Below are 20,000 nucleotides of genomic sequence, written 5' to 3' on the forward strand. Positions count from 1 at the left end.
ACATGCAAAAAACTGGACTAAACGCCTGCCCCCATGGATTTCGTTCTAGTTTACGCAATTGGCTTGCTGAAACAACCGATGCCCCCTATGAGGTCGCTGAAACCATTCTAAGTCATACGGTCGGGGGTAAAGTAGAGCGTGCCTATCGTCGCACTGACTATCTAGAACAGCGCCGTGTCTATATGGATAAATGGGCGGCATATGTCACCGATCAAGCTTAAGATATGGGGTGCATAACCCCATTATCTTCGGATAACTTTAGCTCTCTTGTCTCTCATTCTTTCTCAATAAGATTCATAAATTATCACATAAGAAAAACTATGATAAAATATTGTTTTCTATGAATAAAACATCTTTCTAAATGAACCAAAATGTGGTTAATAAATAGTTATGATTTGTTCTCATTTTTTGATAGAAAGGATTTTAGTATGACAGAAAATGATATTCTTTTAACAGACCGTGAAAGTGCAAAATTGCTTCATATGAGTATCTCAACATTCCGCCATCATGTAACCAATGGCTCGCTCCCAAAACCTTTAAAATTTGGTTTTTTATCGCGTTGGTTACAATCAGATCTTATCAATGTCATCGAGCAAGCAAAACAGCAACGTCAAAGTGACGCGGCATAAAAAAACCTTGTCACGTAAAGACGGACAAGGCTTTCTCAAACTCACACGAAGCTCATCGAGTGCACAATCCGTCCTATGACGCAACGTTATAGGATTTAAAATGATGTATTCTTTTAAGAATGCGCAGGGCATTACACGTGCTGTGCCAGGGGTTTGGCGTGGATATTATGGGATAGCCCGTTGCCCTGCTCATGATGATAGGCTGCCTAGCTTGTCCCTGAATAAATTGGCGTATCTTATAAATTACGCTCACGAGCAGTTTTAAGAAGTTCTAAAACTTCAAGAGAAGAACCAGCTATACGAGAAGACACAACTATCAATAATAATTCCTCTGCTCTGTTCTTTCGATTAAGGTACTAAGCTCACGTTTACACCAAATCTTTTCCTCTATTTATAATTTCTCTTTCAATATGGAGTGAAGAAAAACCTTTTCTGTTGATATATTTTAACAATTAAAATGATCAAAGCTAAAAACAGATATCTTATTTTCATTTCAAACAACAAATTGAAAAAATCATAGGAAATTTGATTGATCAGTAACCATTAGATTAATATTTCAAGACAGGTTACAGAAAGGAATTTCCTATGCAAAAGAAATTACCCAAAAATTATATGACAGATGCGGAACGTGAGGAATTACGAGCAGGCGGGTTAGATCAAGACTGTATCTACATTGCTGAAGCAGAAGCAGCAGAGAAAGCTAATGATGGTCAAGCAGCATGGGAATGGTTAGCAATGGTTGAACTACCTGCTCATACACTTCTGAATCTTAAGCATCATAATAGAGCACAATTTATTCGTGATATGGGATTTTCTACAAAGAATGCGGATGAGAAATATGGTTCAGATTGGTTAGACAAAGGTGTTATGATAGGAGGTCATTATTTCTAAAGAATTAGAACGGATTTTGTCTCGCGAAGAAGGCTCTGTGAAAAAAATCAATGATACATTAGCCTCTAAGAGATTATGTGATGTACGAAATGATTTGTTTAGGTACTCCAATAGCAAATCAATGTCCAATAGCCTTAAAACGGCTTTGACGGAAATAGATGTTGTTAAAAAGCACGTAATCCTTGTTAATGATCCTGTACAATATAAGGTGATAAATGAGGCTTATAGTTTATCCAAACACCGAAAAGGTGGTTTACCTTATGACGAAGCGCGACAAGCAATGGCATCTCATTATACACGATTGGGAAACTTAGATAAATCTCGTTTAACAGACATTGAAAATGTCTATCATTGATGTGCGTAAAGAAAATATGACGGTTATGCGCAAGCTTTACGAAAAGATGCAAGCCAAAGCTATTGGTATAGATTTCTAACTCAATAAAGTATTCATAATTTAGCTATATCTAAAGTCATCTTTGTATATGCCAAATTCGTATTCGAAATGTAATTGTGGATCATTATTGTTTGAAATACATTTTCATCACGAATAGAAAAACTAAAAATTTTTCTTTCATTATGAAAATCTGTAATAGTTAGTGTTATTTCTTTTTTGCTTTTTCTTTTAAAAGAAAACCATTTTGTCTATACGTTTAATGTGGCAATTAAGACAAATGCACTATGGGCTTTTAACAGATCAAAAAGAGGGACATTTCTCAAGAAAGTTTACAAGCGCATCTTTTAAAAATGCCAAAAACCATAGCAAGCCTTGCGTTGATTTTCGAACTTCTTGACAGTGGTGGTTTTGAAATTGGTCTCTATGCCATTACACCAGCCTTGCGATGGGAAAAATATCTGATAAGTCATGCAAAGCGTCTTTATGCGGCGGGAGATACATGAACAACAGAGCGTGCAAAATTAATTGTAGAGCGCTGTGATTGTTTACCCGATGTTTTTACTTTACGTGATATTCATCAAAGAAGTTGGACTTCTTTAAAGGACAATGAAGCCGTTAAAAAAGCTTTAGAGCTTTTATGCCGTTGTAACTATATTCGTGCAATATCTGGAGACAAGTGCTCTCAAAGCGGTCGACCGACCATACGCTATGAATGGCATCCCTTAGTGAAAAATCATAAGACACCAAACTGAAGCATTTACCCTTGTATTTTATAGAGTGAACCTTCAAAGGACGCTTCATCTATGAATTTTGAAGATTTTGAGGGTTTGAGAAACCTTAAAAACCTATCAAAATACTTATTCTGATATTTTAAAGCCCATAGTATATTTCTCTTGATCAACAGGTCAAATGAATAGTAAATTTCACCACTTTACTAATTTAACCTATATCATAAGCTATTGATAATCAGCCTTTATAAAGTTTATTTTTAAGCAGTTTATGGGTCTTTCGCATCCTTTTCCTATTTTATTATTGCTATTTTTTCTAAATAGATTTAGCAAAATTTATTTAAAGTTTTTTTGACATTGATAGATAAACGCTCATGGAGCGATGGGGTTTTATTATAAATGCTTCAATCTCATACCAAACCACTTACATTACGCTCTCTGTTACAATCCTACCGTGATCATACAGAAGGTGCGCGCGATAGAGGAACTTCTTTTGAAAAGTTTGTGATTGCTTATTTAACGCAAGACCCCCTACAATGCCAAGAATATGAAAAGGTTCAGACCTATAGAGATTGGGCACGGGAACATGGTTGGGATGGAACTGATATCGGCATTGATCTGGTAGCCAAAATCCGTGACGAAGAGGGATATGCCGCTATTCAATGTAAGTTTTATAGTGCAAATCATCAAATCAAAAAAGAAGATATTGATAGCTTTATTGCCGCCTCTGGGAAAGCTCCATTCACGCGTCGTATTCTTATTGATAGCACCGAAGGTAATTGGAGTAACAATGCCGATCTCACTTGTGAAGGACAAAGAATTCGCATTCAACGGATTAATCTTTTTGATCTGGAAAACAGCCAAATAGATTGGGCAAGCTTTGAAAGCAAAGGGGAAGCTACTCTTAAGAAAAAAGAACTGAAAAAGCTTTTAGATCATCAACAAGAAGCGCTTAAAGCTGTTTGTGAAAGTTTACAAGAAGCAGATCGTGGCAAGCTGATTATGGCATGTGGCACGGGAAAAACCTTTACCAGTCTGAAAATAGCAGAAACGCTTGCTGGTCAAGGTAAACGTGTTTTATTCCTTGTGCCCTCTCTTTCTCTCATGTCACAAACGATAAGAGAATGGACAACAGATACAGAAATACCCTTACGTTCTTTTGCGGTGTGCTCCGATACACAAGTTGGCAAGCGTCGTAAAGCCCAAGATGATGCTGCTGAACTCGATATCTCGGATCTCGCTCTACCAGCAACAACAGATGCTCAAAAGCTTGGAGAAAAAGCCAATAAGACTTCTCCTGATGCAATGACAGTGGTCTTTGCTACTTACCATTCGATCCAAGTGATTTCGGATGCACAAAAGAGATATGCTTTACCCGAATTTGATCTGATCATTTGTGATGAAGCACACCGTACCACTGGAGCTGTATTAGGAACAGACAAGAGTGAATCTGAATTTATCAAGGTTCACGATAACAGCATCATTCGGGGTAAAAAACGTCTGTATATGACAGCAACGCCTCGTATCTTTAGTGACAATGCCAAAAAACAAGCCAATGAGATTGATGCTGTTCTAGCTTCTATGGATGATGAAGAGCTTTATGGCAAAATCCTTTATTCTTATAGTTTCTCCCATGCTGTAAAGAATGGACTTTTAACGCCTTACAAGATTATCGTTTTAGGTGTTGATGAAGGAGAAGTGAGTAAATCTATCCAGCATCTTATGACAGATGAGAATTATGAACTTATTCTTGATGATAGAACAAAGATCGTGGGTTGTTATCAAGCCCTTACCAAAATGGATCTGAAAATTGATCTTGGGGATGATACAAGACCCATGCATCGGGCTTTGGCTTTTTGTAGAAATATTAAAACTTCTGAACGCATTCGTGACACATTCAACGATGAAGAAGTTAAGAAAGATTTACTTGATCTTCATGAAAACCATAAAAATATTCCCCCTCTTAACTGTCAAGCAGATCATATTAATGGAAAATCTGGTGCCAAAGATCGTACGATAAAACTTGATTGGTTGAAAGAAGATGCGGGTGAGAATGTCTGCCGTATATTAACCAATGTACGCTGCCTTTCAGAAGGTGTTGATGTTCCTTCCCTTGATGCGGTTATGTTTTTACACCCGCGTAAAAGCCAAGTGGATGTGATACAGGCAGTGGGACGTGTGATGCGTCGTGCAAAAGGCAAAAAGATGGGCTATATCATTTTGCCGGTTGGTGTTCCTGCTGGTGTTTCACCAGAAGAGGCATTAAAAAACAATAAGAGATACAGTGTTGTCTGGCAAGTTCTCAATGCTTTGCTTGCCCATGATGAGAATTTTAGCAAAACCCTTAACCAGATGGTCTTAGGACAAGACGTAAGCTCTATCATCGACATTGTTACAGTTTCTAAAAAGACCGAATTAGAAAATGTCACCATGGTTATTGACGAAATCACGCTACACGAAAAATCGGAACAATCCGGACTTCATATTGGGACACAAGCTCATGAACCGCAACATAGTTATAGCGTAACAGGAAGATTACCCTTTTTTGTTGAGTTTCCCAATGCTCTCAAAACACTGATCGTTAAAAAATCTACCATGAGTGATTATTGGGGCATTTGGGCGAACAATGTTGCTGAGATTGCACAAAACCATATCACACGCCTTCAAACTATGCTTTCTGATCAAACAAGCGAAGCTTATCATGCCTTTGATGCGTTTTATAAGGAATTAAAAAACAACTTAAACAGTGAGATAAAGCAAGAAGAAGCCATTGAGATGTTAGCGCAACATCTTGTCACGCGCCCCGTGTTTGAAGCCTTGTTTGAGGGCAATGAATTTGTTCAAAATAATGCTATCTCTCAAGCAATGGAAAAAATCTTAACAGAACTAGATAAAACAAATATTGAAGAGGAAACAAAAGAACTTCAAGAGTTTTATGATAGCGTAAAGTTCCGTGCTTCTGGCATTACCGAACCACAGGCAAGACAGAATCTTATCATCAAACTTTATGAAGATTTTTTTGCCAAGGCATTTAAGAAAACCACGGATAGGCTTGGGATTGTTTATACCCCCGTTGAGGTTGTAGATTTTATCATTCATTCGGTTGATGATGTCTTGCGCAATGAGTTTGGAAAAAGCTTGGGATCACGTGGTGTCTCTATTCTTGACCCTTTCACTGGAACGGGTACCTTTATCACAAGGCTTTTACAATCGAATCTCATCAAACCAGAGGATATGGAATATAAGTTCCGTCATGATATTCATGCCAATGAGATTGTTTTACTTGCCTATTACATAGCAGCCATTAACATTGAATCGACCTATCATAGTCTTATGAAAGGAGATTACATTCCTTTTAAACATATTGGTTTAACCGATACGTTTCAGATGCTGGAAAAACAAGATCTGATGAAAGGTTTACTAGAGGAAAACAGCGCATATTTAGAGTATCAGAAAAATCTAAACATCGAAGTTATCTTTGGTAACCCTCCGTATTCAGTAGGACAAAAAAGTGCCAATGACAATGCAAAGAATACTCCTTATCCGATTTTAGATAAACGGATCAGTGAAACTTATGCGTCTCAATCTAAATCAATGAATACGCGAAATTTTTATGATAGTTATATTCGTGCCATTCGCTGGGCTAGCGACCGTATTGGTGATGCTGGGGTAATTGGCTTTGTTTCTGGCTCTGGTTACGTAGAAAAATCGACAATGAACAGTTTACGAAAATCTTTAGCCAAAGAGTTTACGAGTATTTATGTGCTTAATTTACGGGGTGATCTTCGTAAAAATATGTTAAGTAATGGAGCTGCTCAAGAAGGTGAAAATGTTTTTGGTAATGGTAGTATGACTGGTATTGCCGTGACGCTGTTTATCAAAAATCCCAATGTTTCTGGAGAGTGCAAAATTTACTATCATGACATTGGTAATAATCGCACGTCAAAAGAGAAACTTGCAGTTCTAGAGTATTTTGGAAGCATTGATGCTATTACACGTGAACAAAAATGGCAAATAATCACACCAGATAAGCATGGTGATTGGATACGTCAACGTGATGATAGTTTTGAAACATTTTTAGCCTTAGGTGATAAGAAACCTCATGGTAAAAAACTGTTTGAGATTTATTCTTGTGGCATTACGACTAGTCGTGATGCTTGGGCGTACAATTCAAACCGTGAGGTTTTAGCAAAAAATATGCATAACATGATTGCCTTCTATAACAGTGAAGTAGAACGTTTTAATGATATTTATGCGCACACTGACCGTAAATCACGTAAAAATGCTGTAGATAATTTTGTTAATTCAGATACAGGCAAGATAAGTTGGAGTTTGAATATAAAAAAACAATTAGCAAGAGGTAATATTTTAAAATTTGAAAAAGATGGTTTTGTTCAAAGTTTATACCGTCCTTTTACACGACAGTGGCTTTATTATAACCGCATTTTTAATGAAGCAATTTATCAAATGCCGCGTATATTTCCTATGGGAAAAGCCGTTGAAAATAGGATAATACAAGTTTCTGCTGTAGGGGCAAGAAGTGGGTTTTCTGTTATTATGACTAGGAATCTACCTGATTTTCATGCAATAGATACAGGTCAATGCTTTCCAAGGTATATTTACGAAGACATTACGGTCTCAAAAAGTAAAAGTGAGAAACAATCCCATTTATTTGCAAATGCTACAGAAGAAAACACTACAGCTAATTTACAAAGGCGTGATGCTATTACTGATGAAGGGCTAGCACATTTTAAAGCGGCTTATCCGAATGAAACTATAACAAAAGATGATCTATTTTATTATGTTTATGGTTTACTTCATTCAGAAGATTATCGTGCTCGTTATGCTGATAACCTCTCTAAAGAACTGCCTCGTATCCCTTGTGTTAAAACTGCTGATGATTTTTGGAAGTTTGTTACTGCTGGACGTGAACTGGGTCATTTGCACGTAAACTATGAAGATGTAGAGCCTTATCCTGTCGCATTTAAAAAGGGCAATCCAAAACAAACAGAGATCTCTAATCCAGAAAAGTTTTATTATGTGACTGAAATGAAATTCGCAAAAGCAGGTAAAGAGAAAGATAAATCAACTGTCATTTATAACAGCAATATCACAATAACAGATATCCCTCTTGAAGCTTATGAGTATATCGTCAATGGCAAGCCCGCTCTTGAATGGGTTATGGGGCGTCAATGTGTTAAGACAGATAAAAAGAGCGGCATCGTTAATGATGCCAATCGCTATGCTGTTGAAACCATTGGCAACCCTGCTTATCCATTAGAATTGTTTCAAAGGGTTATTACCGTAAGTTTAGAAACAATGAAAATTGTTAAGAACTTACCAAAATTAGAAATGAGAGAAACCGAATAGACTTATGAGGTTAACACACCTCATAGAGGTCTCTTGTGTATTGGTTTAAACGATAATCTATAAACGCATTATCTTGTAAACTGCTTACATACAATCTTACAAGGAAAGATTTATCATGTGTTATTCTAAAAGATAAGGCTTTGCACTTTTAAACATTCTATTTTGGATTGCTTTTAAAAGACCATATCGTAATCTAAACTGATAGATGTATACTTTTCAAAAGCTCTGTTTAAAGAGAGTTCGATAATCTCTATAATTATCAGTCTTTCTTTAGATGTTTTCATAAACATACAATAATCGCAATTACCCTATTTATTGTTTATCTCATGAAAATAAAAATGATGCGGTGGCTATAAAGTGTATCACACCCAATACATACTTTTCATCATCAGCATCGCCACCATGATCACATGGCATATTAGTCTTTATCGTAAACAGCGCTATACAAAAAAAGGAACGGGATAATACCTAACAGGCTTTACCATCTTTTTTCTCAAGCAAATCATGCCCCAAAATAGCATTACAATCACCACTCACTAAAATTATTGTATCTCCCATGCAATCCCATAAAACAAATAACAAAATTTTTTATCAAAGCAGAAATGCTACGATTGGTAAAATCATAAGGATCAAAAGATACTCTTGATTAAGACCTGATATGGAAACAGTATTGAGCTTATTTACACGCTCATGCAAATGGCAAGACTGTACATAGTCATTAAAATCAGCATGAAAAAGAGAGAGCATGCGCTTGATTGCTATAGCACTGCAAAAAGTAAAACAAGCATGGCAACAGGATAAAAAACTCTTAGAATCCCCCGCTTGAGAAAAACGTATAGCTTTGCTTGTCTCTTCAGGCATTGCTAAGAATGATCAACCCTTATTGATCATCATTGATGATTTTTCAGCAAAAGCAGCATAGCAAAAGCAGCATAGCAAAAGCAGATGATGTGCGATTTTTTACCACATTTTGGAAACACATCACCGTTGGTGGTTATCTATGTCTGCATAAATCAACCATAACCACAACCGTTATCCTCGATAGAGCTCAAAAATTTGCCGCATCAAAACCCTTTTGTGAAAAGAAACTGCTAGCTTAATAGATCCTATGAAACTTTAACACTCCCCGAAAACCATAAATATTTCCAAAGTGATTGAGGTATCATTCGTAAACGCGCCACTGCCAAACAAATTGTACGCTCACAATCGCGACAAGCAAAACTCATAGAAATCAATGCATTGCCCATTCGCAATGATTTTTGCCCATATGTCAAGAAACACTACACAAACGCAATACCCAAAATTCACTGATTTCTGCCATAACCACACCCAACACTGCGCACTATTTGCACCGCCATTATCCTTGATGCAAAAACCATTCACAAATTGATCAATCATCTTTTGAATCTTGATCTATTCAAAACACAACAGAAAGATTTCAAGCAGAAGAGATATTGCAAAAAATTGCACAAGCATTTCAAATAGAAAAAATCTATAGCGCAACGCAACTCTCCAAGATATGCAACCTTTTTATGGTCGATTTTACCAAATTACCATGCACCCTCGTAGAGAGGATGATGAAAACGCCATGCCAGCAAATATCAGCACATGCGCCAAGAAATAAGAAATTTTTTGAGAGAAAATTTTAAAAACTGAGAATTTAAAGTAAAATTTGATAATCATTCTTCAAGGAACGTGCAACAACTCTACCTTGAGACAAAAACAATCCAGAATATAGGGTATAAAAGCATAGATTAAAAAGATCCCTGCCGCTATTTCCTCTCATGAAAATTTTATGCATAGGGAATTTACCACGACAGACCATAGCCGTGCAATTGTGAAAAAAAACAAAAACGAGTCAAAAAGAAAAGAACCTGAATATTTTAGCAAAAATGAATAATTTGGCAAAGAATTGATACCCCAAAAACAGAAATATTTAAACACATACACTGAAAATATACGATACATAAACAAACGCCTCTCACTTCACATTTACAAGAACAAGGAATTCTCAACTTGAAAAAATCATCTGTATCAAAATTTTATTTAACACTGGTATAGCTGCAAAAACAGCACTATTAAAAACACTTTTGAAAGCAAATAATTGTAATTGAAATGTTACGTAAAATTCTTAATTTCAAGAAAAGTGTACACCTTATTCTCATCACCACTCTTTTGAGCAATATTGGCGTCTTTATGATCGTTCCTTTTTTGGCCATCTACTTAAACAAATTGGATTCTCTCAGTGCAATAGAAGTAGGTACCATCATTGGAATAGCTTTTTGGTGCCAAAGAGCAGGCTCTCTTTTAGGGGGAATACTTTCCGATTATGTGCATATCAAAAAAACCATGCTTTTAGGTTTAGCGATGCGGATTCCAGGTTATCTTATTATTGGCTTGACGCATAATTTTTATATTCTACTCCTCTCCTGCATCGTCATTGGACTAGGAAGCAGCATATATCTTCCTGCTGCAAAATCTTTTTTAGTAAAAAACGTCTCTCAAGCTGACAAAGTTGATATTTTAGCCACCAGATCCATTTTTGCTAACATAGGAGTTGCCATTGGCCCATTATTTGGAATGCTCATTTTAAAAATTTATCCCCACTTATTATTTAGCCTCGTTGGGCTCATCTTTATTTTATTATTTCTTCTCAACTGCACATTAAAAGAAAGTCCAGGTAGCGACACACTGAGTAAAATAAATTTTTCTGATTTTCGCAAATTACTTATCAACAAAGCAATGCTTCGTGTGGCACTTTTTACGTTTTTATTTACCTTTCTTTACATACAACTCGAAGTCACGATTCCTCTGTTTGGTAACCAAAATTTTGGTAGAAGTGCTCCTTCATACATTTTTCTTCTCAATGCTCTTATTGTCATCTTTTTCCAAATTCCTGTTTCAAGATGGTCCTGTAGGGAAAACTCCAAAACTCCTATAGTATTATCCTTTGTTTTTTTACACTTTCATTCTTTATCCTCCACGTTCTTGATCATTCTTACCTTTGCCTCTTTTTAGCAATCCTCATTTTTACCTTCGCCGAAATCATTATGCGCATACGCCTCGATTATGAGGCCACAAATATAGATGGACGCTTAATAGCTAGTGCATTTGGCATCATGAGTTTGTCGAGTGCTTTCGGAGGAATGGCAGGAAGTTACTTCGGTTCTCTCTTATACAACAAAGCTATTCTTGGTTTATCCGCTTGGCAAATGCTGAGCATCATATCTTTCAGTGCTGCTCTTCTCTCTCTCCTGCTCTTCATAAAAAAGCAAAAAGGGAAACCTGAAAAAGATGCCCCCTTTGATTAAGCCCTTTTTGATATAATTTTTCTTATAAACTGCTTGATACACCCGCAGAAATATTACGCTTCACTTCCTCCGTTCAGCTTAACAAATCCAATCATCAAACGATAGAATTCGTGAGCTTCTCCTTGTCGGCCAATTCTCTAATTTTTTCATGATTAAAGCAGCTAACCATAATCTTAATACTTTTGCAGAGCTCAATAATTTTATACTAGAACATAAATGAGTTGGTAAAACTGAGATAAATTTTATAAGAACCACAAACGGTTTGAGCTTTGGAGCAGAACCTACACAAATGTGTATGTTCTACTTTTTCTCTCATGCAGAGTGAGTTGACAGAAAACAGACTCCGCGATAACCTCACCAAAATTCGCTTAAACAATAGTTTTATTTGAAGAAAAAAGAGAACTACACAAGGGAAATATCAAGAAACAAGCGGGGGGCTCTCTCAATCACATTCATCCCAATATCGCAGCCAACAAACACGTATTAATTCTCAAAGCCTGTAATTTATAAAGCGGGACCAATTTTAAAGAATATTCTGTAGAGAGTATGATCATGCAAAAGGTAGATTCCTATACTAAATCAGAAAGGTATGTCATATATACCGTAATTATTTCCAGCATACTCCCCTTGCTGGACGGAAGCATTGTTAATGTCATCCTTCCCAACCTTGCTGATTATTTTTCAATAGAGGAAAAGAATATGCAATGGGTTGTAACATCTTATTTTCTGGCTACCGTGCCGGGGTTGCTGATGGCAACTTTTGTTCAGGGGAGAATAGGTATCAAAAAGACTTGGTTCCTTGCAAACTTTATTTTTATGCTTGGATCACTGGGAGTAGGACTAAGCTATAATTTTCAAACCATTATATCTGCACGTATCGTTCAAGGTTTTGGGACTGGTCTTTTGCTACCGCTTAGCCAAACCATCATTGCATTACAATTTGGGCAAAAACGGGTACGCCAAGCCATGGGTACCATAGCCGTACCAACGGTTTTCGCTCCTGCCTTTGGTCCGCTGGTGGGTGCCTCACTTGCTCAGTACGTGTCTTGGCGTTTATTATTTTTTATCAATATTCCGCTTATTTTATTGGCACTCACCATTGGAGCAAAACATTTAAAGAGCAACGAAACAGCAAAAACAAAATTTAACTTATTTGCATTTTTAGCGTTTTCCATATCCCTTATTTCGTTTTTTTATCTCACAGAAGCCAAAAATATAAATAAAAACATCTCCATATATATCCTAGCACTTATAGCGGTGATATCTCTCATACTGTTCATTGTTTCTAATCAGAAAGCAAAAAACAAATTAATCGTCTTTAGCGGATTTAAAAATGCGCGCTACACGTTACTCATGATAATGGGGCTTATTGCTTCATTTCTTTTTTATAGCTTCCTCGTTTATTTCCCGTTAGCCCTCACCATGGAAGGGAGCCATAAAAATAATCTTCTCATCATCGGCGCCGTCCTTGCTTTACAGGGGGTGGGTGCATGGATCGGGAGAAAATTTATTTACCAAAAATGGAAAGAAAAATCTCCCTTTTTCATGATAGGAATTGGTTTGGTAATATCAAGTTTCGGGTTATTATGCTTTGGCTATAATATAAGCATGGATGGGCTGGGATTCTTGCTAAGAGGTATAGGGCTTGGTATCGCCACCATTGTCTGCTTGTCTGCCCCCATCCAATATGTCAATAGCTTATACGTCAAAGACACAGCAGTTATCACACGCATATTACAGCAAATAGGTGGAGCCTTAGGGGGTGTATTCGCAGGCTTTCTGTTACATTTATTGACGGAGGAATACCTTTCCCTCAATCAAACATATATCATATTCTTCATATTCTCTATCTGTGCATTTTTACTGTTTTGCCTCGCACTCTCCATATCGCGTAAAGAGAATAATTCCGATTTATGATATACTTCGTTTGAACGCCTTATCAATAACATTGGCAAATGCTATAGTATTTGCCCCTGTTGAGAAATATCAACACGCTGGGGCTTTGCGCCCCAACCTTTATCATTCTACAAAAGTACACTGAACCATCAAGCTCCTTAAGCTCTAAAATTAGGCATACTCAATCACTTGTGCTATTTGTAATTTTGATGCCTTTGTGCTCTTGGAAACCTTTAAAAACCTCTTGAAATATGGGATTTTCCGATGGTGTTCTTTGGAAATGTCCACGAAGTTAAGCCACGCGTTTCAATGCAGGATGATAGCTCCATAAGCACGATAATAGGCACTCCTACAGCATCAGTATAGCATCCCACCCCCTAGATCATTTCTGCCACACATCATAATGTGGAAAACCGCACCGCACTGCAAATTGGGTAATGTTATTCACCCCATTTCAAACGCATTGAACCGCTATGATTTCATCATGGCAACAGGTTTGAAGATGAAGCGAAAAAAATATCCGGTAAAGCAGTATTTTCTCTCCATTTCATTGTTAACTGTAATAACAAATCTCTCCCTCTTTAATGGGAAAAAACCTTCCTACTTGAGAAGAAAGTTTTTAAAATATTGATACACTATGAGATACAGAAGACCACCTCTAAAAAGACTGTTTTTTACTTTTACAGTGTGCTTTTAAATTTTCCTAAGATTTTCCCGCCTTTAAATTTTCCTTATAAAATTTACAGTAAAAGAAACTTTTCAGAACCCTTTTACACATAACTTCATTGCTAAAAATTCCCTTACAGACACAATAACCGATATCCCCATCTACCAAATACACGAGACTAACAGCGGATATACAGTAAGCTTGAAGAAATAAACGAAATTGGTAAACCGATCCCCTGCCCACTCAACTCTCTACCGGTTATGCGAATAAATAAAGAGTCCCATTTACTCTTTCTAACAAGCAAAGAACACACGCATCATGAGATACATACCATTGAAATTCTTGTCATAAAGCCTTCCTTTCAGGGATTGCGCATTACCTGCTTTCTTCTCTCCAATAAACAATCTGCCAATAAAAAATGTTATTGCAGTTACGATAATACAAAATTATACTTCCATTCTCATTCTATATTTTTCGAATTATCACACATTATCCACCCCCTCTTCACTGTTATAACAATGAAAGGAGAAAACATTTAAAACACAATATGGCATTTCTCTTTCACAAACCTTATATAAGCCACAAAATTGTTGCGCGACTTTCTATGCAAGGCCAGGCAATAAAATCATATTCTAAAAACCACTCCACACATCACTTTTTGATATTATAAAGCCATAAAATGCAATTATCATCCCTGCAAAAAATCTCTCAGAAAAACAAAATCCCTCCTGCAATCATTGGACTGCTTCATCCAATGTTTGCGTACCATTATACGCATAACGAGTTAGATGACTTGTTTATTGCATCATTTGCTCCTCCTGAGATTCCAGTAGGTTCAAAACCCGAAAAAGTTAAAGCATGGCTACGGGCAATCAATATGGAATGCGAAGAACCGCTTGAAGTCCTTGGTAACTTGCTTGGGGATTTTTTGGAAAAAGAATATTATGACCCAAGCGGATTCAATCCATCATTAAATGAAAAAGTTTTACAGCTACAAAAAGATCAACGTAAGGTTTTAGAAACGTTAAAGAAAGATAGATTAGAATATCAGCGTGGAGGGCATATTATCAAGAATGAGTTGAACTCCACACAAGAATTGCAAAAAGCAGGTCTCCTCTCTACAGAAGAGCTACAAAAACTTATTGCAGAGAAAAAACTCTCAGCAGTAGAAATCGAAATAAAAAGGGCATTAGAAAATATAGAAAAAGATCCAAGGGAGGCGGTTTTATTTGCAGCAAATCTATTGGAAGCCTCTTGCAAAGCTTATCTCGACCACCATTCTATCCCATATGAAGAAAACTCCCGTAATAAGCTGTCCGCTTTATGGAAACAAGTCGTTGCTAAGGCTAAAATCCATCCCGACGATATGAAGCAAGAAAACTTAAAAAATCAAGATCTAGATGAAAATGGCTTAAAAATGATCGCATCCGGTCTGTATCAAATTGTAAATGGTACTATGAATTTAAGAAACAAGAAAGGTGCAGCGCACGGACACTCAGAAAAGGATTTTAAACTAATCAATCTCAAACCTCGCCATGCGCGCTTAACTTTTAACGCGGCACATTCGCTCTCAATGTATATCTTAGAGCTCATGGATCAGCCATAATAGAAAACTTTAGAAAAAACGTATCCCGACTACCAGCATCTGAGTGTGTTCCTTCTTAAATTCTGATAAAAAATAGTTCTATTCTTACATGACATATCGTATAGAATCCATTACAGTAAAGTTTGATCGAAGTGATATCATGAATGGTCTTATGAACAATGGCATGTCACGTGCAGATGCACAAAAGACCGCCAACCGTGCTGTTCAACTCTATCAAACAGCAGAAACAAAAACCGAGGACGCACTCAAAGCCCTTGAAGCACAAGCAGAAACACTCTCGGATAATCTTGAGGATGCCATAAAGGGAGCAAAAAACACTGCGACAAAAGTCACCAAAACAGCATCACATATGGGCTGGTGGGGCTTTTTAGGAGGCTTGATTGGTGCCATTATCTCCAGTATTTGTGGTTATTATGGTTACAGAAGCCGTAAAGAGACTTTCAAGTTTTAAAACTTCTAGCGCGCAAAAGCAAAAAAGCTGCACAGATTTGTGCAGCTTTTTATCTTTCTGCCATCAGCATAGGTTTAATATTTCACGAGGATAAAATATTATTTTACAGCTATAGTTTTAGAGATTTTTTTGTATTACGAATAAATATTGCCATGAGGTCATTTTCATAACTTATCTCTCAGTCATGGGTTTTTAGTTTTTTTGCATATCATGAGACACGAGATAATTTTCTATTTTCACACAACGCATTTCACACAACGCAATTGAGTTTTTACGCGCGTTTTTTCTTTTTCTCTTCTCTCTCTGAGAGCTTTGTCCCCCAAAACTTCTAAAGCAAAATCCTCTCTCAGGGCGTATGATGGTCAAATTCAATATGAATGTTACTAAATTATCATTATGAATCAATATCTTGAACAAGAGAGAGAAGCTAAGCTTAGATTTAGTTTTTGAGAGCCCTTTACACGCACAATTACGTCTCTTATAGGCTTTACGCCTACTCAGCTTGCTTCAGAAAGAATAATGTTTGCATACTCTATTATGCTGCATTTTACTTCTTTAACGCGAGCAGATATCCGAGCCACTCCTACAAAACTTTACCATAGCGGTGGGCGCATTTACACGCTACTATGTTTTCTCCTGCTTTTATTTTCAGAGAGTTATGATATTTTTTTCAGTATAAAGAAGGGGTTTTAGATTCATCGATTTAGAGGGAAGCAGGCCTACCCTCCCCACACCTTGCTTCAGAATGGTATGATGTTTAGTAGCACGCGCTTATTATTGTCTATTCTTTTAACCAGGAACATCCCCCCACACAACCACAGGTGTTGGCGCGTTTATGGGCTACTACATTTCTCACTGCTTGGGATAGTGCTCAAGAGCGAAGTGCGATGCGAAGGGAGTAATAGGACTTGGTCAAAACATACTCCTTGTTATCGGTATTTACACACAGATCGTAAGAGGTATCCTAGATTTTGTGTCAGCACAATCTCGGCAATTTATCGAGTAATCACCAGTATGATAAGCATAGTGCTGGTAGTCTGCCCTCTCTGTTTTTGCAGTCTTTTTAACCACTTTAGCAATGCGGCTTATGTATTATTCTCTGCGACAATTATTGGCTTTAGCATTTTCTACTTTTCCTTAACACAGATCATATAGCAAATGATGCTGTCATTTTTTATTTTTAAAATAGCCAATGGCGTGCAAAAGCACCCTAATGGCAAATCAGAAAGAACAGCGAAACAGGCCAATTCCTGCCTATATCTTTATCATACAACACCCGTATACATTGGTTTTATAGGCTTTGTCCATTTTTGCATTACACCCAAATCACGCTCCTATAATTGGCAGCATATTATGAACAAATTAGCAATGAGCGCAGCCATAGCAAAAAGCCACCTCACGAACAGAGAATGAGGATAATAGCGATGGATGATGCATAAAATAAGAGATGTAGCAGCACATTGTGCAACGGATAGAGATATTCACTCTGCAAATAGGATAAGGCGAGCGATCTCGTAAAAGAGAAGAGTGTATTTTGGGATAGCGCTTCTGGACGAAGCGCGGTTTGAAGGGAGAGTGATATGAACGCCTTAAATCACATTCCTTGTAACGTTCCTTATCACATTCCTTGTGACATTCCTTGTCATGTTCCTTGTCACATTCCTTGTGACATTCCTTGTCACGTTCCTTGTCATGTTCCTTGTCACATTCCTTGTCACATTCCTTGTAACGTTCCTTGTAACGTTCCTTGTGATGTTCCTTGTGATGTTCCTTGTGATGTTCCTTGTCACATTCCTTGTGATGTTCCTTGTGATGTTCCTTGTGATCTGTATATCTACAATGATAGCAGGCATGATAATCGGTTTCACCACCATAATCATAGGAATCTTAGTTTTTATGATTAATAGCACGGTACAAAAAAGTAACAGATGGGATTTTCTGATGATTGGAGCAGATTTTCATGGATCGATGATTTATCTGTGACTTATCCGATTTTGTCTATATTTTTTCAGTGATGCATGTAGATTATTTTAGAATAAGTAGATTTTTTATATCAGAGAAGACAATATGCTTCACGCGATCCCTTAAGCGATATTGCTTTGGTTGCGGGGGCAGGATTTGAACCTGCGGCCTTCAGGTTATGAGCCTGACGAGCTACCGGGCTGCTCCACCCCGCGTTAGCAAACTTCTATGAGGTTATTTTATTTTCTATCGAATTTATTCAGTATTATGTATTATATTTTTTATTTCAATTCTGAGAATTTTCCATGCACTTAGCAGACCTGGCAGCGACTTACTCTCCCGTGCCTTAAGGCAAAGTACCATCAGCGCTGGAGCGTTTCACGGCCGAGTTCGGGATGGGATCGGGTGCGTTCACTCCGCCATAACCACCAAGTCAGCAAAATGCATAGAAAGAGAAGCTTGGTATTTATCTGTTATTTTAAGAATGGATATAGGAAATGGGAACGATCAAGTCGATCGAACGATTAGTATCAGTAAGCTTCATGTGTTACCACACTTCCACACCTGACCTATCAACGTGGTAGTCTACCACGGTTCTCAGGGAATACTCGTTTTCAGGTGGGTTTCCCGCTTAGATGCCTTCAGCGGTTATCCCGTCCGTATATAGCTACCCTGCTATGCGGCTGGCGCCACAACAGGTCCACCAGAGATACGTCCATCCCGGTCCTCTCGTACTAGGGACAGATCCTGTCAATATTCCAACACCCACGGCAGATAGGGACCGAACTGTCTCACGACGTTCTGAACCCAACTCACGTACCGCTTTAAATGGCGAACAGCCATACCCTTGGGACCTGCTCCAGCCCCAGGATGCGATGAGTCGACATCGAGGTGCCAAACAACCCCGTCGATATGGACTCTTGGGGGTCATCAGCCTGTTATCCCCGGCGTACCTTTTATCCGTTGAGCGATGGCCCTTCCACACGGGACCACCGGATCACTATGACCGTCTTTCGACTCTGCTCGACTTGTCAGTCTCACAGTCAGGCAGGCTTATGCCATTGCACTCAACAAACGATTTCCGACCGTTCTGAGCCTACCATCGCGCGCCTCCGTTACTCTTTAGGAGGCGACCGCCCCAGTCAAACTACCCACCATACACTGTCCCGAATCCGGATAACGGACTGCGGTTAGACATCCATATCGGTAAGGGTGGTATTTCAAGGATGACTCCACAAGAGCTAGCGCCCCTGCTTCAAAGTCTACCACCTATCCTACACATACAGACACAAATGCCAGTGTAAAGCTATAGTAAAGGTGCACGGGGTCTTTCCGTCTAACCGCAGGAACCCCGCATCTTCACGGGGAATTCAATTTCACTGAGTCTACGTTGGAGACAGCGGGGAAGTCGTTACGCCATTCGTGCAGGTCGGAACTTACCCGACAAGGAATTTCGCTACCTTAGGACCGTTATAGTTACGGCCGCCGTTTACTGGGGCTTCAATTCAATGCTTGCACATCTCCTCTTAACCTTCCAGCACCGGGCAGGCGTCAGACCCTATACGTCGTCTTGCGACTTCGCAGAGCCCTGTGTTTTTGGTAAACAGTCGCTACCCCCTGGTCTGTGCCACCCTCTAACGGTTGCCCGCTAAAGGGTCACGCTTCTTCCGAAGTTACGCGTGCAATTTGCCGAGTTCCTTCAACGTAGTTCTCTCAAGCGCCTTAGTATTCTCTACCAGTCCACCTGTGTCGGTTTCGGGTACGGTCTATATGTGGGAGCTATTTCCTGGAACTGCTTCACTGCAAGATCAATCCAATAAGACCTTACAATACACGCAATCCGTCACTACCCACAGGTCCACGAATATTAACGTGGTTCCCATCGACTACGCCTTTCGGCCTCGCCTTAGGGGCCGACTCACCCTGCTCAGATTAACTTTAAGCAGGAACCCTTGGACTTTCGGCGAGGGAGTCTCTCACTCCCTTTATCGTTACTCATGTCAGCATTCTCACTTCCGATACCTCCAGGAGCTCTCACGAGTCTCCCTTCACAGGCTTACGGAACGCTCCGCTACCACTTACTCCATAAGGAGTA

Annotated in this window: 13 protein-coding genes, 1 tRNA gene, 2 rRNA genes and 2 pseudogenes (1 of these 18 only partly in view); 13 read left to right on the forward strand and 5 right to left on the reverse strand. The window is 38.4% G+C overall.

Annotated elements, in window-relative coordinates; all coding sequences use genetic code 11:
* From QWU_RS00800 to QWU_RS00830, 7 genes and pseudogenes are all read left to right on the forward strand, one after another.
* Positions 1-221: site-specific integrase (locus QWU_RS00800; RefSeq protein ID WP_017195975.1), on the forward strand; the 221-nt coding region annotated here is incomplete at its 5' end.
* Positions 222-428: 207 nt separating this feature from the next.
* Positions 429-629: a helix-turn-helix transcriptional regulator gene (locus tag QWU_RS00805; RefSeq protein ID WP_006590494.1), complete on the forward strand. Its 201-nt coding sequence runs from the start codon at positions 429-431 to the stop codon at positions 627-629.
* Between the two features lie 100 nt (positions 630-729).
* A complete protein-coding gene (locus tag QWU_RS09895; protein WP_006590495.1) occupies positions 730-894 on the forward strand; it encodes a hypothetical protein in 165 nt (54 codons plus the stop codon).
* 320 nt (positions 895-1,214) lie between these two features.
* The gene (locus tag QWU_RS00815) at positions 1,215-1,520 is read left to right on the forward strand and encodes a hypothetical protein (RefSeq protein WP_006590496.1); all 306 of its coding nucleotides are present in this window, start codon (positions 1,215-1,217) and stop codon (positions 1,518-1,520) included.
* 121 nt (positions 1,521-1,641) lie between these two features.
* Complete coding sequence (locus tag QWU_RS08830; protein ID WP_240532111.1) at positions 1,642-1,875, forward strand: hypothetical protein; 234 nt, start codon at positions 1,642-1,644, stop codon at positions 1,873-1,875.
* Between the two features lie 346 nt (positions 1,876-2,221).
* Positions 2,222-2,666 (forward strand): annotated as a pseudogene (locus tag QWU_RS09600) (DUF3987 domain-containing protein); the annotation flags it as partial.
* A 375-nt stretch (positions 2,667-3,041) separates the two neighbouring features.
* Positions 3,042-8,012, forward strand: coding sequence for a DEAD/DEAH box helicase (locus QWU_RS00830; protein WP_017195976.1), 4,971 nt, complete (start codon positions 3,042-3,044; stop codon positions 8,010-8,012).
* 591 nt (positions 8,013-8,603) lie between these two features.
* Here QWU_RS00830 and QWU_RS00840 read toward each other — a convergent pair.
* Both QWU_RS00840 and QWU_RS09900 read right to left on the reverse strand, forming a co-directional pair.
* The gene (locus QWU_RS00840; RefSeq protein ID WP_006590501.1) at positions 8,604-8,873 is read right to left on the reverse strand and encodes a hypothetical protein; all 270 of its coding nucleotides are present in this window, start codon (positions 8,871-8,873) and stop codon (positions 8,604-8,606) included.
* Positions 8,874-9,118: 245 nt separating this feature from the next.
* A complete protein-coding gene (locus QWU_RS09900; RefSeq protein WP_155816201.1) occupies positions 9,119-9,286 on the reverse strand; it encodes a hypothetical protein in 168 nt (55 codons plus the stop codon).
* A 922-nt stretch (positions 9,287-10,208) separates the two neighbouring features.
* Here QWU_RS09900 and QWU_RS08835 point away from each other — a divergent pair.
* The 6 genes and pseudogenes from QWU_RS08835 (at position 10,209) to QWU_RS00875 (ending at position 17,847) form a co-directional block, all read left to right on the forward strand.
* Positions 10,209-11,030: an MFS transporter gene (locus QWU_RS08835; protein WP_245256356.1), complete on the forward strand. Its 822-nt coding sequence runs from the start codon at positions 10,209-10,211 to the stop codon at positions 11,028-11,030.
* A gap of 32 nt (positions 11,031-11,062) precedes the next feature.
* Positions 11,063-11,323: a hypothetical protein gene (locus QWU_RS10230; protein ID WP_240532113.1), complete on the forward strand. Its 261-nt coding sequence runs from the start codon at positions 11,063-11,065 to the stop codon at positions 11,321-11,323.
* A gap of 552 nt (positions 11,324-11,875) precedes the next feature.
* Positions 11,876-13,240: an MFS transporter gene (locus tag QWU_RS00860; protein WP_017195979.1), complete on the forward strand. Its 1,365-nt coding sequence runs from the start codon at positions 11,876-11,878 to the stop codon at positions 13,238-13,240.
* Positions 13,241-14,565: 1,325 nt separating this feature from the next.
* Complete coding sequence (locus QWU_RS00865; protein ID WP_017195980.1) at positions 14,566-15,492, forward strand: abortive infection family protein; 927 nt, start codon at positions 14,566-14,568, stop codon at positions 15,490-15,492.
* Positions 15,493-15,589: 97 nt separating this feature from the next.
* Positions 15,590-15,943, forward strand: a pseudogene (locus QWU_RS00870) (hypothetical protein); the annotation flags it as partial.
* Between the two features lie 1,580 nt (positions 15,944-17,523).
* On the forward strand, positions 17,524-17,847 hold the full coding sequence (locus QWU_RS00875; RefSeq protein WP_155816213.1) for a hypothetical protein: 324 nt from the start codon (positions 17,524-17,526) through the stop codon (positions 17,845-17,847).
* Between the two features lie 196 nt (positions 17,848-18,043).
* Here the strand turns inward: QWU_RS00875 and QWU_RS00880 are convergent.
* The 3 genes from QWU_RS00880 to QWU_RS00890 form a co-directional block, all read right to left on the reverse strand.
* Positions 18,044-18,120, reverse strand: a tRNA-Met gene (locus QWU_RS00880).
* A 103-nt stretch (positions 18,121-18,223) separates the two neighbouring features.
* Positions 18,224-18,338 (reverse strand): 5S ribosomal RNA (gene rrf / locus QWU_RS00885).
* A gap of 70 nt (positions 18,339-18,408) precedes the next feature.
* Positions 18,409-20,000: ribosomal RNA gene (locus QWU_RS00890) — 23S ribosomal RNA — on the reverse strand (it continues 1,222 nt past the right edge of the window).

The organism is Bartonella birtlesii IBS 325 (assembly GCF_000273375.1).
In the GTDB taxonomy this organism is placed as follows: Bacteria; Pseudomonadota; Alphaproteobacteria; order Rhizobiales; family Rhizobiaceae; genus Bartonella; species Bartonella birtlesii.

Excerpts from the sequence above, each read along its gene's own strand:
- QWU_RS00805 (WP_006590494.1), top strand. The coding sequence starts at position 429 with ATGACAGAAAATGATATTCTTTTAACAGACCGTGAAAGTGCAAAATTG.
- QWU_RS09895 (WP_006590495.1), top strand. The coding sequence starts at position 730 with ATGATGTATTCTTTTAAGAATGCGCAGGGCATTACACGTGCTGTGCCA.
- QWU_RS00815 (WP_006590496.1), top strand. The coding sequence starts at position 1,215 with ATGCAAAAGAAATTACCCAAAAATTATATGACAGATGCGGAACGTGAG.
- QWU_RS08830 (WP_240532111.1), top strand. The coding sequence starts at position 1,642 with ATGTCCAATAGCCTTAAAACGGCTTTGACGGAAATAGATGTTGTTAAA.
- QWU_RS00830 (WP_017195976.1), top strand. The coding sequence starts at position 3,042 with ATGCTTCAATCTCATACCAAACCACTTACATTACGCTCTCTGTTACAA.
- QWU_RS00840 (WP_006590501.1), bottom strand. The coding sequence starts at position 8,873 with ATGCCTGAAGAGACAAGCAAAGCTATACGTTTTTCTCAAGCGGGGGAT.
- QWU_RS08835 (WP_245256356.1), top strand. The coding sequence starts at position 10,209 with ATGATCGTTCCTTTTTTGGCCATCTACTTAAACAAATTGGATTCTCTC.
- QWU_RS10230 (WP_240532113.1), top strand. The coding sequence starts at position 11,063 with ATGCGCATACGCCTCGATTATGAGGCCACAAATATAGATGGACGCTTA.
- QWU_RS00860 (WP_017195979.1), top strand. The coding sequence starts at position 11,876 with ATGCAAAAGGTAGATTCCTATACTAAATCAGAAAGGTATGTCATATAT.
- QWU_RS00865 (WP_017195980.1), top strand. The coding sequence starts at position 14,566 with ATGCAATTATCATCCCTGCAAAAAATCTCTCAGAAAAACAAAATCCCT.
- QWU_RS00875 (WP_155816213.1), top strand. The coding sequence starts at position 17,524 with ATGAACGCCTTAAATCACATTCCTTGTAACGTTCCTTATCACATTCCT.